12 protein-coding genes are annotated in these 14,579 nt (G+C 69.6%); all 12 read right to left on the reverse strand.

Features of this window, described 5'->3' with window-relative positions; translation table 11 throughout:
- Window positions 1-211 precede the first annotated feature (211 nt).
- Window positions 212-1,009 carry an inositol monophosphatase family protein gene (locus tag GGD89_RS04690; RefSeq protein ID WP_184042956.1) on the reverse strand — a complete coding sequence of 266 codons (798 nt, stop codon included), beginning with the start codon at window positions 1,007-1,009 and terminating at the stop codon, window positions 212-214.
- Window positions 1,010-1,064: 55 nt separating this feature from the next.
- A complete protein-coding gene (locus GGD89_RS04695) occupies window positions 1,065-1,334 on the reverse strand; it encodes a hypothetical protein (protein ID WP_184042957.1) in 270 nt (89 codons plus the stop codon).
- Window positions 1,335-1,371: 37 nt separating this feature from the next.
- Window positions 1,372-2,730, reverse strand: a complete 1,359-nt coding sequence (gene hflX, locus GGD89_RS04700) for a GTPase HflX (RefSeq protein ID WP_343058538.1) — start codon at window positions 2,728-2,730, stop codon at window positions 1,372-1,374.
- Window positions 2,731-2,733: 3 nt separating this feature from the next.
- Window positions 2,734-2,988 carry an RNA chaperone Hfq gene (gene hfq, locus GGD89_RS04705; protein WP_184042958.1) on the reverse strand — a complete coding sequence of 85 codons (255 nt, stop codon included), beginning with the start codon at window positions 2,986-2,988 and terminating at the stop codon, window positions 2,734-2,736.
- A 258-nt stretch (window positions 2,989-3,246) separates the two neighbouring features.
- The gene (locus GGD89_RS04710) at window positions 3,247-4,014 is read right to left on the reverse strand and encodes an HAD family hydrolase (RefSeq protein ID WP_246422598.1); all 768 of its coding nucleotides are present in this window, start codon (window positions 4,012-4,014) and stop codon (window positions 3,247-3,249) included.
- Entirely contained in the window at window positions 4,011-4,889 is an 879-nt protein-coding gene (locus GGD89_RS04715; protein WP_184042959.1) for a D-amino-acid transaminase, read from the reverse strand. The genes GGD89_RS04710 and GGD89_RS04715 overlap by 4 nt, the downstream gene beginning before the upstream one ends.
- Window positions 4,890-5,040: 151 nt before the next feature.
- Window positions 5,041-6,417 (reverse strand): Trk system potassium transporter TrkA, encoded by a 1,377-nt coding sequence (gene trkA / locus GGD89_RS04720; protein ID WP_184042960.1) that lies wholly within the window; start codon window positions 6,415-6,417, stop codon window positions 5,041-5,043.
- Between the two features lie 158 nt (window positions 6,418-6,575).
- The gene (gene ntrX / locus GGD89_RS04725) at window positions 6,576-8,048 is read right to left on the reverse strand and encodes a nitrogen assimilation response regulator NtrX (RefSeq protein WP_184042961.1); all 1,473 of its coding nucleotides are present in this window, start codon (window positions 8,046-8,048) and stop codon (window positions 6,576-6,578) included.
- Between the two features lie 93 nt (window positions 8,049-8,141).
- Complete coding sequence (locus GGD89_RS04730) at window positions 8,142-10,532, reverse strand: sensor histidine kinase NtrY-like (protein WP_246422606.1); 2,391 nt, start codon at window positions 10,530-10,532, stop codon at window positions 8,142-8,144.
- 128 nt (window positions 10,533-10,660) lie between these two features.
- On the reverse strand, window positions 10,661-12,181 hold the full coding sequence (ntrC, locus tag GGD89_RS04735; protein WP_184042962.1) for a nitrogen regulation protein NR(I): 1,521 nt from the start codon (window positions 12,179-12,181) through the stop codon (window positions 10,661-10,663).
- Window positions 12,178-13,404, reverse strand: a complete 1,227-nt coding sequence (locus GGD89_RS04740; RefSeq protein WP_184042963.1) for a two-component system sensor histidine kinase NtrB — start codon at window positions 13,402-13,404, stop codon at window positions 12,178-12,180. The genes ntrC and GGD89_RS04740 overlap by 4 nt, the downstream gene beginning before the upstream one ends.
- Complete coding sequence (dusB, locus tag GGD89_RS04745; RefSeq protein ID WP_184042964.1) at window positions 13,401-14,450, reverse strand: tRNA dihydrouridine synthase DusB; 1,050 nt, start codon at window positions 14,448-14,450, stop codon at window positions 13,401-13,403. Before dusB ends, GGD89_RS04740 begins: the two co-directional genes overlap by 4 nt.
- Window positions 14,451-14,579 lie beyond the last annotated feature (129 nt).

The raw sequence follows: 14,579 nt of genomic DNA on the forward strand, positions 1-14,579 counted from the left end.
GCCAAACCACACCATAGGATATAGCCGAGTATCACGAACCTCAGAGGGATCTCGGTCACTCCGGCACGAATCCCGTGCTCGACCGGCGGTCGTCGATGCCGCCGTGTCAGAATGACTTCCACAAACAGCCATTCTGAGAATGCAACATGTCGCCAACGACCTCAATGATCGTATACAAAAACGATCATCACCATACAGGCTCGACGACGCGTCAGCGCCCGACCCGCGCGCCCATCAACCCTGTCATGCGCGTCCACGACGCCTTGTCCGGCGCGAAGACGATGTCGCCGGCCCGCAGGGTCGGCGCGTACGCGGATCCGTCGATCAGGCGCCCATAGCCGCCCGCCTCGGCGTGGATCAGCACGCCGGCGGCGTGATCCCAGGGCATCAGCCGGGAGAAGGCGGCGAACTGGAAGTCGTTGGTCACCAGGCGAAGATAGACCTGCGCGGCACTGCGAATGACGGGCACCGTCCGCACGTGCCCCCTCAAGGCCCGCTCGCGCGGGCCGAAGGCACACCCCCGAAACGCGTCCAGCGGTCCGGGTGGAGACGTCACCCGCGCGGGCTGGCCGTTCACGGTGGCGCCGGCGCCCAACTCCGCCATCGCCAGGCGCTCCGCCAGGGGATCGAGGATCCAGCCGGCCACCGTCTCGCCGCGATGGACCAGCGCCACGATCACGCCAAACGCGGGCTCACCCCGACTGAAGTTGCCGGTGCCGTCCACGGGATCGACCACCCACACCGGCCGGTCTCCGCTCAGGCGGTCGAGCACCGCGCGGTCGGCGTAGACCGCCTCCTCGCCCACCACCACGGATCCGGGCAGCAGGTCCGGCAGACGCCGGGTGAGGGCGCGCTCGGCCTCGATATCGGCCAGGGTCACCAGATCCTCGGACGAGGACTTGGCGTGAATGTCGGTGTCGGCCAGATTGCGGAATCGAGGCAGGATCTCGGTCGCCGCCACCTCATCGAGCACCGCGGCCACCGCTGTCATGGACACAAACTGAGTCATGGGGCTTCGTGTACGCCAGCCACCGCGTTCGGGCAAGGAGAACGGCGCCGGAGGGTCACCCCTGATACAACTCCCGGTCGCGGTGATACGCCGCGCGCAGGTCCGCCAGCTTCCCGGCGACCGTCGCGTCGTGTTCCGCCTGCTGCATCATCAGCCGGGTTGCGAAGGCGGCGAAGGCCACCGCATCTCCCTTGCCGCGCAGGTCATGGGCGGCGGCGATCTCGTCCAGGTAGCCATGCACCAGCCCCTGGGCCATGACGTTCAACTGCCGCTTGACGAGGTGGTTCTTGCCGCGCCATTTGCGCTGCGCCTCGGTGGTGGCCATGGCGTCCCCCTCCCCCGGTGTTCGCCGCGATCCGGCGTCACGGCGGCGTCCCCGCCTCCCAGGGCTCGCACGCCGGATCGGACAGGCCGAGCCGGCGGCGCAGCCGCGCCGCGTCCGGCGGATCCAGGCGGGCGCGCAGGTGCACGCCGCGCTCGTCGTCCACGCGGTCCAGCACCTCGCCCCGGCGGTACACCCAGGCCAGCGTGGCGCCATCGGCCACGTCCAGATCCAGGCTCAGGTCGATACGCGTCGCCGACAGGGCGGTGTCGATGGCCCGCGCCAGCGCGTCCAGCCCCTCACCGCTGACGGCAGAGACCGGGACCTGACGGTCCGGGCGATGCACCCCCACCGCCAGATCGGCGCGACCGGCCTCGTCCAGCCGATCGATCTTGTTGAGGGCCTCGATCATGCCGGCCTCGACGGCCGTCTCCAGGCCCAGGTCGCGCAACACCTGCGCCACGTCCGCCTTCTGGGCGTCGGTATCGGGCGAGGCCATGTCGCGCACATGCACGATGACGTCGGCCGCCAGCACCTCCTCCAGGGTGGCGCGGAAGGCGGCCACCAGTTCGTGCGGCAGGTCGGAGACGAAGCCCACCGTGTCCGACAGGATCACCGGCCGTCCGGAGGGCAGGTCGAGTCCGCGCATGGTCGGATCCAGGGTGGCGAACAGCATGTCCCGCGACAGCACGTCCGCCCTGGTCAGGGCATTGAACAGCGTGGACTTGCCGGCGTTGGTGTAGCCCACCAGGGCGACGATGGGATAGGGCACCCGCCGACGCGCCGCCCGGTGCAGTTCGCGGGTGCGCACCACCTCGTCCAGGTGGCGCCGCAGATTGGCGATGCGCTCGCCGATCAGGCGGCGGTCGATCTCGATCTGCGACTCACCCGGGCCGCCGATGAAGCCCAGGCCGCCGCGCTGCCGCTCCAGGTGGGTCCAACTGCGCACGAGGCGGCTGCGCTGGTAGGACAGATGCGCCAGTTCCACCTGCATCTGCCCCTCGCGGGTGCGCGCGCGCTCGCCGAAGATCTCCAGGATCAGGCCGGTGCGGTCGATGACCTTGCACGACCACGCGCGCTCCAAATTGCGTTGCTGCACCGGAGAGAGGGAACTGTCGACGATCACCACGGCGACGTCGGAGGCACGCACCATCTCGGCCAGACGGTCCACGGCGCCGCCCCCCAGCAGGGTGGACGGCCGCGCGCGCGTGACCGGGATCACCTCGGCCTCGACGATCTCCAGGTGGATGGCCCGCGCCAGCCCCACGGCCTCCTCCAGCCGCACCCAGGGGTCCCGGGTACGGCCCGCCGCCCCGGCGCCCTTGAGGTGCGGGTGGACGACCACGGCGCGATCGGGCGGCGGCGCGGTCCGGTCGTCGATGATCTGTTTGCTGCCCACGGCCTACGTCTCAGCCCCTTCCTCGGTCTTGGGCTCGAACAACTGAACCTGGGTGCTGGGCATGATGGTGGAGACGGCATGCTTGTATACAAGCTGTGTGTGACCGTCACGACGCAACAGCAAGGAAAAATTGTCGAACCAGGTGACAATACCTTGTAATTTTACGCCGTTAACCAAGAAGATCGTCACCGGTGTCTTGTTCTTGCGAATGTAGTTCAGGAAGACGTCCTGAACGTTCTGGGACTTCTCTTGGGGCATTTCAAGCCTCCTTATTGCTATGATATTGTTGTTGATGCCGTTGCAAGGCGGGTGCCTTGCCCAGCACGATCCTTTCCCGATATCCACGGCCACACGGACGGACCGTCGAACCCCACGCCGCCATGGTCCGGCGGACGGGTCACACGCGGCCGCCCGTGGATGAGTCCGTCGCGACCACACCGCCGGATGGCCGGTGACCGCATGACGGCCCGCAGCCGATATCGCTCCCGCACCCACCGGCGCCGGACGGACCGGCGCTCAGCGCGCCCGTCCTTCATCCCCGGTCCCACCAAGCAGACCCGCCACCACCTTCATGAGGTGGTCGCCATGAGACAGGTACACAAGGGGCGGATACTCGGCGAACTCGCCCGCCTCCGGCGCCCAGCCCCGCAGCAGCACCGGCGCGCACCCCGTGGCATGGGCACAGGCCATGTCCGTGGGCGTGTCGCCCACGAACCACACATCGGGTCCGGGCGTCACCGGATCCCGCCGAGGTCCCGTGGGCGCGCTGGACAGGGCCAGCATGACGGCCTCGGGCGCCGGCTTGTCCCGGGCCGCGTCGCCGGCCCCGACCTGGGCGAAGAAATAGGACTCCCAGCCCAGCGCCGCCACCTCGCGACGCAGCAGCGCCCCGGTCTTGTTGCTGACCAGGCCCATGGGCACGCCCCGGGCCGCCAGCCCCTCCAGCATCGCCGGCACGCCGTCCAGCACCGCCAGCATCTCCAGGTGCAGCGCGCGGAAGGCGTCCAGGAAGATGTCGCGCGCCTCCATCCACCGCTCCCCGAACATCTCCGGGAAGGTATCGCGCATGGAGCGGCCGACGCGGCGCTTGGTCTCCTCCATGGTCCAGGGGGGCTTGCCCATGCGCTCCATCAGCACCGTGATGGACCGATGGATGCAGGGCCACGAATCCACGAGGGTGTTGTCCCAGTCGAACAGAAGGGCGCGCGGCGGCGCCAGACCATCGGGCACCACCCGGTCCATGGCGGGATCCGGGTCCGGGGTCTCGATCACGGGGAGCGTCATGGCGCCAGCCAGTCCCCGGCGCCCGCGCCGCGCATGTGATCCTGGTAGAGCGCGCGCAGCCGGGTGGTGATGCTGCCCGGCGCCCCGTTCGCCACCGGCGCGTCGTCGATGGCCACCACGGCCAGCGCCAGCGAGGTGGTGCTGGACAGAAACGCCTCGCGCGCCGCCTTGGCCTCCTCCACGGTGAAGGCGCGTTCCTCCACCGCGAGGCCCTCGGCCCGGGCCAGCGCCAGCAGCGTCTGACGGGTGATGCCGGCCAGGATGTCCGCGCTCACCGGGCGCGTCACCAGGGTGCCGTCGCGGGTGACGATCCAGGCGTTGGTGGAACTGCCCTCGGTGACATAGCCGTCGCCGTCCACCTGCCACGCCTCGTAGGCGCCGGCCTCATGGGCCGCCTGTTTGGCCATCACATTGGGCAGCAGCGACACCGACTTGATGTCGCGGCGCGCCCAGCGCTGGTCCGGCAGGGTGGCGACCCGCACGCCCCGCTCGACCACCGCCGGTCCCGGCCCCAGGCCGGACCGCGCCGTGACCACCACGGTCGGCGACACCGTCTCGGGCGGGAACGGGTGGTCGCGCCGCCAGACGCCCCGGTTGATCTGCACATAGACGATACCGTTCCGCACCCGGTTGCGGCGGGTCACCTCCCGCATCACCACACCCAGACAGCGCGGCGGCATGGGCAGGGCGATGCGCAGTTCGTCGAGCGACCGGCGCAGCCGCGCCATGTGCCCCGGCAGGTCCAGCGGGCGGCCGCCGGCCACGGCGATCACCTCGTAGACGCCATCGGAAAACTGCACACCCCGGTCCTCCACGTGCACCGAAGCCTCGGCGTGGAGCTGGTAGGAGCCGTTGACATAGGCGATGCGCGACATGGGGCCTCTCTCAAGGATCACGAAATCTGTTGGCCGGCTAATCCCCCTGGTTCCGGCGACCGCATGATATCGGTGTTCCTTGCACAAGGCATGCGCCGCATGGGGTGCCAACCTGAAACAGGGGGATAAGCCTTTCTGTTGGAGCGCGACGTCAGAAGTACTCCAGGCGGACCGAGAACATCTTCTCCACCTTCTTGATCGACCCCGAGGCGGCGAACAGCACCACCCGGTCCCCCGCCTTCAGAACGGTGGTGCCGCGCGGCGTGATGACCTCCTCGCCCCGGACCACGGCCCCCAGCACGACCCCGGCCGGCAACCGGGCCTCCTTGAGCGGCCGGCCCACCAGGCCGGAGGTCTCCAGGGCGTCGGCCTCGATCAGTTCGCCGAACCCCTCGTGCAGCGAGTGGACGCTGTGGATGCGGCCGCGCCGGACATACTGGAGAATGGTCGAGACGGTCATGCTGCGCGGGTTGACCACCACGTCCACGCCCAGCGTGGCCACCAGCGGATTATAGGTGGATTTGTTGATGAGCGTGATGGCGCGCTGACAGCCATACCGCTTGGCCAGCAGCGACGCCAGGATGTTTTTTTCGTCGTCGTTGGTCACCGCCACCACGGTCTCGGTCTGGTCGACCGACGCTTCCTCAAGAATGTCCTGGTCGAGCACGTCGCCGTTCAGCACCACGGTCCGGGTCAGGGTCTTGGCCACGTACTCGGCGCGGGCGCGGTCCTGCTCCACCACCTTGACCGAGACATCGGGGAATTCCTGCTCCAGCCTTTCGGCCAGAAAAAGGCCGATGTTGCCGCCGCCGAAGATGAGAATGCGCCGCGCCTCGGGCTCCTCGTGGCCGAAGGCGGCCAGGGCGCGCTTCTGATGGGCGCTGGCGCACACGAAGTAGACATCGTCGCCGGGGATCATCTGGTCGTCGGCGCTGGGCACCATGGGGCGGTCCTGGCGGACGATGCCGACAATGACGATGGACAGCTCCGGGAACAGCACCGCCAGTTGCCGCAGCGGCGTGTTGACCACCGGGGTGTCGTGGGTACAGCGCACCCCCAGCAGCCGCACCTTGTCGCCGGCCAGGGGAATCAGGTCGATGGCCCCGGGCACGCGCAGGCGGCGGATGACGGCCTTGGCCACCTCGATCTCCGGCGAGATGGTCACGTCGATGGGCATGTTCTCGCGGCTGAACAGATCGGCCCAGGCGCCTTGCAGGTATTCCTGGTCGCGCACCCGGGCGATCTTGGTGGGCACGTGGAAGAGCGAGTGGGCCACCTGGCAGGCGACCATGTTCACCTCGTCGGCGGCGGTCACCGCGATCAGCATCTCGGCGTCGCCCGCGCCCGCCAGATCCAGCACCCCCGGATGCGAGGCATGCCCGACCATGGCCTGCACGTCCAGGCTGTCGGAGATCTTGCGGATCAGGTCCGGACTCTGGTCGATGACGGTGACGTCGTTGCCCTCGGAGGCCAGATAGCGGGCGATGTTGAAGCCCACCAGGCCGGCGCCGCAGACGATAACCTTCATGATGGTGGGACCTTCATCACAGCAGAGCCTTCACCACCGTGAAGACCGTCATGGTCGATGCGCGCGCAGGACGGCCGCCTGCCCCGGTCAGCAGGCATGCGCGGCGACCGGCGCCAGGGACGTCCCTCGCGCCGGCCTCCGGTGGTGCCGGACCGCCGTCAGGACACGGCGTTCCCGGCCGGCGCCGGCGCATCGGGTTCGCGACCATTGCCGCCGGCCCCGGTATGGGCCGCGCGTTCGGCGGCCAGGGTTCCGCCGGCCACGCCCAGGCTCTTCAGCTTGCGATGCAGGGCGGAGCGTTCCATGCCCACGAACTCGGCGGTTCGCGAGACGTTGCCGCCGAAGCGGGTGACCTGGGCCAGCAGGTAGTCGCGCTCGAACATCTCGCGCGCCTCGCGCAGGGGCAAGGTCATGATCTCCGGCGAGCGTTGCAGGCGCAGGGTGTCCGGCGTCACCGCGCCGATCTCGCTGGGCAGCATGTCGGCGCGGATGGCGTCGCGGGGCTCGCCCGGCGCCATGATCATCAACCAGTCGATCACGTTGCGCAACTGGCGCACGTTGCCCGGCCAGTCATAGGCCTGAAGGGCGGCCATGGCGTCCTCGCCGATCGGCCGGGGCACGATGCCGGCGGCGCGCGCGGCGGTCTCCATGAAGTGGCGCGCCAGCAGCGGGATGTCACCGCGCCGGTCGGCCAGCGACGGCACCCGGAGCGGCACCACCGCCAGGCGATAGTACAGATCCTCGCGGAAGCGGCCCTGCTGGATCATCTCGTTGGGGTCGCGCTGGCTGGTGGACAGCACGCGCACGTCCAGCGCCACCTTGCGGGTGCCGCCCACGTGCTCGAACGTCTGTTCCTGCAGGACCCGCACGATCTTGCCCTGGGTCTCCAGCGGCATGTCGGCGATCTCGTCCAGCAGCAGCGTCCCGCCGTTGGCCTGCTCCAGCAGCCCCACCTTGCGCGGCGCGTCATAGCCCTCGACCCCGGTCTCGGTACCGAACAGCTCCATCTCCATGCGATCGGGATGCATGGCCGCGCAGTTGACGATCACGAACGGACGGTCGTCGCGGCGGCTGCGCGCGTGGATCATGCGCGCCACCACCTCCTTGCCGGTGCCGGGCGGACCGGTGATCAGCACCCGCGAGCCGGTCGGCGCCACCTTGGAGACGGCCGCGCAGAGCTGCACGATGGACTGGCTCTCGCCGAGCAGGGTGCTCTGCACACCCACGCGGGTCCGCAGTTCGGCGTTCTCCCGCTTCAGGCGCGCCGCCTCGATGGCGCGTTCGGCCACCAGCAGCAGGCGATCCGACTTGAAGGGTTTTTCGATGAAATCGTAGGCGCCGTTCCTGATGGCCGCCACGGCGGTCTCGATGGTGCCGTGGCCGCTGATCATCACCACCGGCACGTCGGGGTAGTGACGGATCAGGCGATCGAGGATCTCCAGCCCGTCCAGCCGGCTTCCCTCCAGCCAGATGTCCAGGACCACCAGATGGGGCAGGCGCTGGGAGATGACTTCAAAGGCGCTGTCGCTGTCCGTGGCCTGGAAGCAGGTATAGCCCTCGTCCTCCAGGACACCGGCCACGGCATCACGGATATCGCTTTCGTCGTCAACAATGAGGATGTCGTGAGCCATGGTTATGCTGACGGGGCGACATCGCCCGCATCCCTGGTCATGGTGGCAAGGCAGGTCCGGATCCTGGTCTGGAACAGGGTCCGGGTGGTGAGGTTATCCGCCGGATCGCGTTGCATCGATTGTGGTCGCTCCCTTGGTCTCGATCAATGCATCCTGTCGGTCAGCCGGCGCCCGTCCGTCAAGGGCGGGCGCGGCGGCCTGCGGATCGCCGGGCCCGTCCTTGGGCGCCCCGGCCGCGGCCACGGTCCCGTCGCTCTCCGGATCCACCGCCGCCTCGGCCGGTCGCGGAAACACCAGCGACACCCGGGCGCCGCCCTGGACACCATCGCCCAGGACCAGGGCGCCCCCATGGTCCTCCAGGATCTTCTTGACGATCGCCAGGCCAAGGCCGGTGCCCTTGGACCGGGTCGTGACGTAGGGTTCGGTCAGCCGATCACGATCGGTGGGCGGCAATCCCTTGCCGTTGTCCTCCACGACAATCACGACCGAGGTGTCCCGCTCCGCGAGCGACACCACGATCTCACCGGCGGGAGCCTGATCCTTTTCCTTTTCCCGACGGGCGTCAATCCCCTCCACCGCGTTCTTCAGCAGGTTGGTCAGGGCCTGCGTCACCTGCCGCGTGTCGCACCGCAAACGCACCGGCGCCTCGGGGATGGCCACGCGGAAGGCGATGCGTGGGTAGGCCGTGCGCTGCAACACCACCGCCTGACGCACAATGCTGCCCACCACCTCCAGGCGCATGGTGGGCGCCGGCATGCGCGCGAAGGCAGAGAATTCGTCCACCATCTGGCCGATGTCGCTGACGTGCCGGACGATGGTGTCGGTGCACTGCACGAAGGTGTCCTGGTCCTGGGACAACTGCCTGAGGTAGCGCCGCTTGAGCCGTTCCGCCGACAACTGAATGGGGGTCAGCGGGTTCTTGATCTCGTGGGCGATGCGCCGGGCGACGTCGGCCCAGGCGGCCATGCGTTGCGCCTGCTGCAACTCCGTGATGTCGTCGAAGGTGAGCACGAAGCCCAGAATCCCGCCGTCCTCGTCGCGCTCGGCGCCCAGGCGGGCGAGCAGGGTGAGCGTGTGCCCCCCCTGCACGTAGCTGACCTCGGCCTGGGCGGGACGGTCGGGACGGGCCCGGATCTGCGCCATCAGGTCGCCGATCTGCCCGAACAGTCCGTCGGCCGGCTGACCGACCCAGCCGTCCAGGTTCTCGCCCAGGAGTTCGCTGGCCGAGCGGTTGAACAGCGTCACCCGGCCGTCCCGGTCCAGGGCGATCACCCCGGCCGAGACCCCGGCCAGGACGGTCTCGGTGAAGCGGCGGCGCTCGTCCAGTTCCTGATTGGCGTGCGTCAGGCTCTTGTGCTGGGCGTCAAGCTGCTCGGTCATGCGGTTGAAGGCACGCGACAGCGAGGCCACCTCGTCGTTCGCGGCGATCTCCTTGACCCGCACCCGAAGATTGCCCTGCCGGACCCGGTCGGCGGCATCGATCAACGCCATGATGGGCTGGGCCAGGCGGGTGGCCATGGTCAACCCCACGGCGATGGCCGCCAGCAGCAGCAGCAGCGACGCCATCACGAAGATCATCGACAGCGTGAACTCGTAGCTGGACCGCCGTCCCTCCAGGGCACGGTATTCGACCGCCGCCTGCTCCGTGCTCTCGATGGCCCCCAACACCTCCGGATCGACGAAGCGACCCACGAACAGATACAGCGGCGACAGGGACTCCAGCCGCACCAGGCCCCGCACCCGGTCCTCGTTCTCGCCGGTCAGCAACGCCACCTCGCCGCCGTCGGCGCGGTCCATCGCCCAGAACGGCACCTCCTCGAACTGCAAGGAATAGATATAGCCGGCGCGCGCGATCACCTTGCCGTCCTTGGCGAAGATCACCGCCTCGGTCAGGTTGCGCAAGGACGCCTGGGTGGCCAGAAAGTTGTTGAGAAAGCTGGGATTGCGACTCACCCGGAGCCAGTCGCGGTTGAGGTCGTTGGCCATGGCCAGCACCTCGCCCGCGATGGCCTGCTGGTGCTCCCTCAGGTACGCCTGGGCGACCCGCTGGGATTCATTGACCGCCGTCGACACCCGGCTGGAGAACCAGCCCTGCACGCCCACCTGGAACATCAGCACCGAGAACACCGACGTCAGGATCGCCGGCGTCACGGCCAGCACGCCGAAGAGCACCACCAGGCGCACATGCAGACGCGATCCGGCGCCGCCCGACCGCCGCGCCGCCCACACCTTCACCAGCCGGCGGGCCACCAGCACGCCCAGGGCCAGCATGATGACCAGGTTGACGTTCAGCAACACCAGCATCACCGACGGATCGGTGACCGTCGGGCCGAAGCCGCCCAGCGCCACGACCGTGGCGCCAACCGACAGCACGGCCGCCACCGCCAGCACCCAGGTCAACGCGCGCGTCAGCCGGATGCGCCGGGCCCAGAGCCCGAACCGCATCAGACGCCGATTGAAGGTAAGACTGGACGAGCCGCTCATGTCCGCTCCGACAGCGGGGCCAGGGCCGGTTCGATCCTCCCGACCCGGCCCGGCGCCCCTCGCGCACTCTCAATGCACGTCAATCACGTCACCATGGTGTGCCGCGACGCGGCCCAGGATCGCCGGACTCACCTTACGCCGCGCACCACCTGGATGTCCAATTCGCGGATTTTCTTGCGCAGGGTATTGCGGTTGAGGCCCAGAAGCTGGGCGGCGCGGATCTGGTTGCCGCGCGTGGCTTCCAGGGACAGGCCGATCAACGGCCGTTCCACCTCGCGCAGCACCCGGTCGTGCAGGCCGGCGGCCGGCAGGCCGTCCGGATGGGCGGCGAAGTGCTCGCGCAGGTGCCGTTCGACCAGGGCGCTCAACCCCTCACCGGGGGTGCCGCCGCCGCTGGCCAGGGCGGAGGGCGCGGTGGCCAGTTCGGCCTCGATCACGTCCAGGCCGATGGTCTCCTGGGAATACAGCGCCGCCAGCCGCCGCACCAGGTTTTCAAGTTCGCGGACGTTGCCGGGCCAGCGGTGGCGCTTCAGGCGGTCCATGGCCGCCCCATCCAGGCTTTTGCGCGGCAACCCCTCCTCGGTGACCTGGGCGAGGAAGTGGCGCGCCAGCTCGGGGATGTCCCCGGCGCGCTCGCGCAGCGGCGGCAGGCGGATGGGCACCACGTTGAGACGGTAGTACAGGTCCTCGCGGAACAGGCCCTGGCGAATGTGCTGGGTCAGGTCCCGATGCGTGGCGGCGACGATGCGCACGTTGGCGCGCACCGCCAGGCGCCCGCCGACCGTGGTGTACTCGTTCTCCTGCAACACCCGCAGCAGGCGGGTCTGCGCCTCCGGCGGCATGTCGCCGATCTCGTCGAGGAACAGGGTGCCGCCGTCGGCCTGCTCGAACCGCCCCACGCCCCGCGTGGTGGCGCCGGTGAAGGCCCCCTTTTCATGGCCGAACAGCTCGGACTCGATCAGGTCACGCGGAATGGCCGCCATGTTGACGGCCACGAAGGGGCCGGCGCGACGCTTGCCGTAGTCGTGCAGGGCGCGGGCCACCAACTCCTTGCCGGTGCCGGACTCGCCGGTGATCATCACCGTCAGGTCGGTGGTCATCAGCCGGGCCAGCGTGCGATAGATCTCCTGCATCGCCGACGACCGCCCGATCAGGGGCAAGGCGTCCTCGTCCTCGGCCAGGCCGGCGACGGACGGCGCCGCCGGGCCGTGGGGCATGGACAGCGCCCGGCGCACCACGTTGACCAGTTCGGTGAGGTCGAAAGGCTTGGGCAGGTACTCGAACGCCCCGCGCTCGGTGGCCTTGACGGCGGTCAGAAGGGTGTTCTGGGCGCTCATGACGATGATGCGCAGGTCGGGGCGGATCTTCTTGATGCGCGGGATCAGGTCCAGGCCGTTCTCGTCCGGCATCACCACGTCGGTGATCACCAGGTCACCGGCGCCGTCGGCCACCCAGGTCCACAGGGTCGCCGCGTGCCCGGTGGTGCGCACCTCGTAGCCGGCCCGCCCCAGCGCCTGGGTGAGCACCGTGCGGATCGACCGGTCGTCGTCGGCGATCAGGATGGTGCGCCCCTCGGCCCCGGCGGACTCCACGTAACCCGCCTGAGGGGTCGCGCCGTCCAGCACCGCGCCGTCCCCGCTCTGCGTCATGCGTCGTCCTCCTCCTGGCGACGATCCCCGGGCGCGGTTCGCCCATCCCACAGCGTCTCGTCCCGCCCCCCATCCTGATCGCCACCCAGCCCCCGGGCCGGGCGCCGCGCGTCGTCCCGGGCGATGGGCAGGACCACCCGGAACACGGTGCGGCGCGGTTGACCGTCGAACTCGACGATGCCGCCGTGGTCGGTGACGATCTTGGCCACCAGGGGCAGGCCCAGACCACTGCCGGACGGCTTGCTGGTCACGAACGGTTCGAACAGATGCCCGCGCAGGTCGTCCGGGATCCCGGGTCCATTGTCGCGCACGCTCACCACCAGCGGCAGGTCCAGACGGTCCGACGACCCCGGCGCGGTCAACCGCAAGCCGTGCTGATAGGCGGTGGCAAGCACGATCTCGCCATCGTCGTCGCCCACCGCCTCGGCGGCGTTCTTCACCAGGTTCAGGAACACCTGGACCAGCTGGTCGCGATTGCCGAACACCGGCGGCAGCGACGGGTCGTAGCGTTCGACGATGCGGCGGCCCCGCGCGAAGCCGTTCTCGGCCACCCGGCGCACATGCTCCAGCACGCAATGGATGTTGACCGGCTCGCGGCTCAGGGCGCCCCGGTCCGAGAACACGTCCATTCGGTCCACCAGGGCGACGATGCGGTCGGCCTCGTCGCGGATCAGGTGGGTGAGCACCCGGTCGTCCTCGGACACGCCCTGCTCCAGCAACTGAGCCGCCCCGCGAATGCCGGACAGGGGGTTCTTGACCTCGTGGGCCAGCAGCCGGGCCATGGCCGAGACCGAACGGGCGGCGCCCCGGCTGATCATCTGCTGACCCAGGCGCAGGGCCTTGGAATGCTCGTGCAGTTGCAGCACCACCCAGTCCGGCACCTCGCCGTGGGGCGACGCCTGCACGGTCACCACCCGGGGGCCGGTGCGCGGCGTGTCCATGTCCACCTCGTGTTCCGACACCGTGCCCACGTCGCGCCGGGCCTGGCGCACCAGCGCCATGACCGGGCCGTCCGGCGGCATCAGGTCGCTGACGGGCAGGCCGGTCAAATGCGCGAGGCTGCTGTCGAACAGGGTTTCACCGGCGGCGTTGACGAACAGGACGCGATCCTCGGCATCCAGGACCAGAACCGCCGAGGCAATGGCATTGAGCACGGCCATCGGCTCCACCACGGGACCCGGCGGCGGTCGCCCCATGTCCAGCACCTTCAGCGAACGGGTCATGCAGCCTCCCGGCGGGTCGGCGCCATGGGCGCGTCGGTGGACTCGGCGGGGTGCGCGACTTGGGCCGTCGCCCAGAAGGCGGCCAGCACGTCCCGCGCCCGGTCGGGATCGTCCTCGGTGTTGACGGCGCGCCGCAAGGCCGTGGCCGCGCGCAGGCCCTGGGTGGCCCAGGCCATGTGCTTGCGCGCCACCCGCAGGCCGACGAAGGCGCCGTAGTGGTCCAACAGCGCGTCGAAATGCTCCAGGGCGATGGCACCCCGCGTGATCGGATCGGGAGGCGGCGGCTCGGCGCCGCCGGTGGCCAGCGCCCGCGCCACATGCCCCAAAAGCCAGGGGCGCCCCTGGGCCGCGCGCCCGATCATCACGCCGTCGGCGCCGGTGGCGGCCATCAGCGCCCGGGCATCGTCGGCCGAGGTGACGTCCCCGTTGCCGATCACCGGAATGGACACCGCCGCCTTCACCTCGCCGACGACGGCCCAGTCGGCCCGGCCTCCATAGAACTGGTCGCGGGTGCGGCCGTGCACGGTGATCAGCCGCGCCCCCCGCTCCTCGGCCAGCCGGGCCAGGCGCGGCGCGGTGCGATGGTCCGCGTCCCAGCCGGCGCGCATTTTCACCGTCACCGGCAGATGGGGCACCGCGCGCGCCACGGCGTCGATGATGGCCACCGCGCGCGGTTCGTCACGCATCAGGGCGGCGCCCGCCCAGCCCTTGACGATCTTCTTGGCCGGGCAGCCCATGTTGATGTCGATCAGCAGGGCACCCCGGTCGGCGCAGACCCGCGCCGCCTCGGCCATCACCGCCGGATCGTGGCCGGCCAGTTGCACGGCGGTCGGTCCCGCCTCGCCGTCGCCGTCGCTCATGCGCAGCGTCGCGGCGTGAGCGGTGGCCAGGCGGCCGCTGGCGATCATCTCCGAGAACGCCAGCGGACATCCGAAGCGCCGCGCCAGCCGACGAAACGGGCGATCGGTGATCCCCGCCATGGGCGCCAGCAGGACCGGGCTGTCAAGGCGGACGGACCCGAGGGTCAAAGGTGACACTGTGAGCATGGGGATGGTGCCCGGGGGGACAGTGAGGTCGTCATGCATAATGATTAGGCAGATACCGCTTGATCAAGAGGCAAAACGGCCATTTTTTCCGCGCCCGCCCAGACGGGCCTCGCGCCCGAGGACCTTTGG

The sequence above is a fragment of the Roseospira visakhapatnamensis genome (genome assembly GCF_014197915.1).
Lineage (GTDB): Bacteria > Pseudomonadota > Alphaproteobacteria > Rhodospirillales > Rhodospirillaceae > Rhodospira > Rhodospira visakhapatnamensis.

Bases quoted from the DNA above. Each gene is read 5' to 3' on its own strand.
- GGD89_RS04690 (WP_184042956.1), bottom strand. From the start codon at position 1,009: ATGACTCAGTTTGTGTCCATGACAGCGGTGGCCGCGGTGCTCGATGAG.
- GGD89_RS04695 (WP_184042957.1), bottom strand. From the start codon at position 1,334: ATGGCCACCACCGAGGCGCAGCGCAAATGGCGCGGCAAGAACCACCTC.
- hfq (WP_184042958.1), bottom strand. From the start codon at position 2,988: ATGCCCCAAGAGAAGTCCCAGAACGTTCAGGACGTCTTCCTGAACTAC.
- GGD89_RS04710 (WP_246422598.1), bottom strand. From the start codon at position 4,014: ATGACGCTCCCCGTGATCGAGACCCCGGACCCGGATCCCGCCATGGAC.
- GGD89_RS04715 (WP_184042959.1), bottom strand. From the start codon at position 4,889: ATGTCGCGCATCGCCTATGTCAACGGCTCCTACCAGCTCCACGCCGAG.
- trkA (WP_184042960.1), bottom strand. From the start codon at position 6,417: ATGAAGGTTATCGTCTGCGGCGCCGGCCTGGTGGGCTTCAACATCGCC.
- ntrX (WP_184042961.1), bottom strand. From the start codon at position 8,048: ATGGCTCACGACATCCTCATTGTTGACGACGAAAGCGATATCCGTGAT.
- GGD89_RS04730 (WP_246422606.1), bottom strand. From the start codon at position 10,532: ATGAGCGGCTCGTCCAGTCTTACCTTCAATCGGCGTCTGATGCGGTTC.
- ntrC (WP_184042962.1), bottom strand. From the start codon at position 12,181: ATGACGCAGAGCGGGGACGGCGCGGTGCTGGACGGCGCGACCCCTCAG.
- GGD89_RS04740 (WP_184042963.1), bottom strand. From the start codon at position 13,404: ATGACCCGTTCGCTGAAGGTGCTGGACATGGGGCGACCGCCGCCGGGT.
- dusB (WP_184042964.1), bottom strand. From the start codon at position 14,450: ATGCTCACAGTGTCACCTTTGACCCTCGGGTCCGTCCGCCTTGACAGC.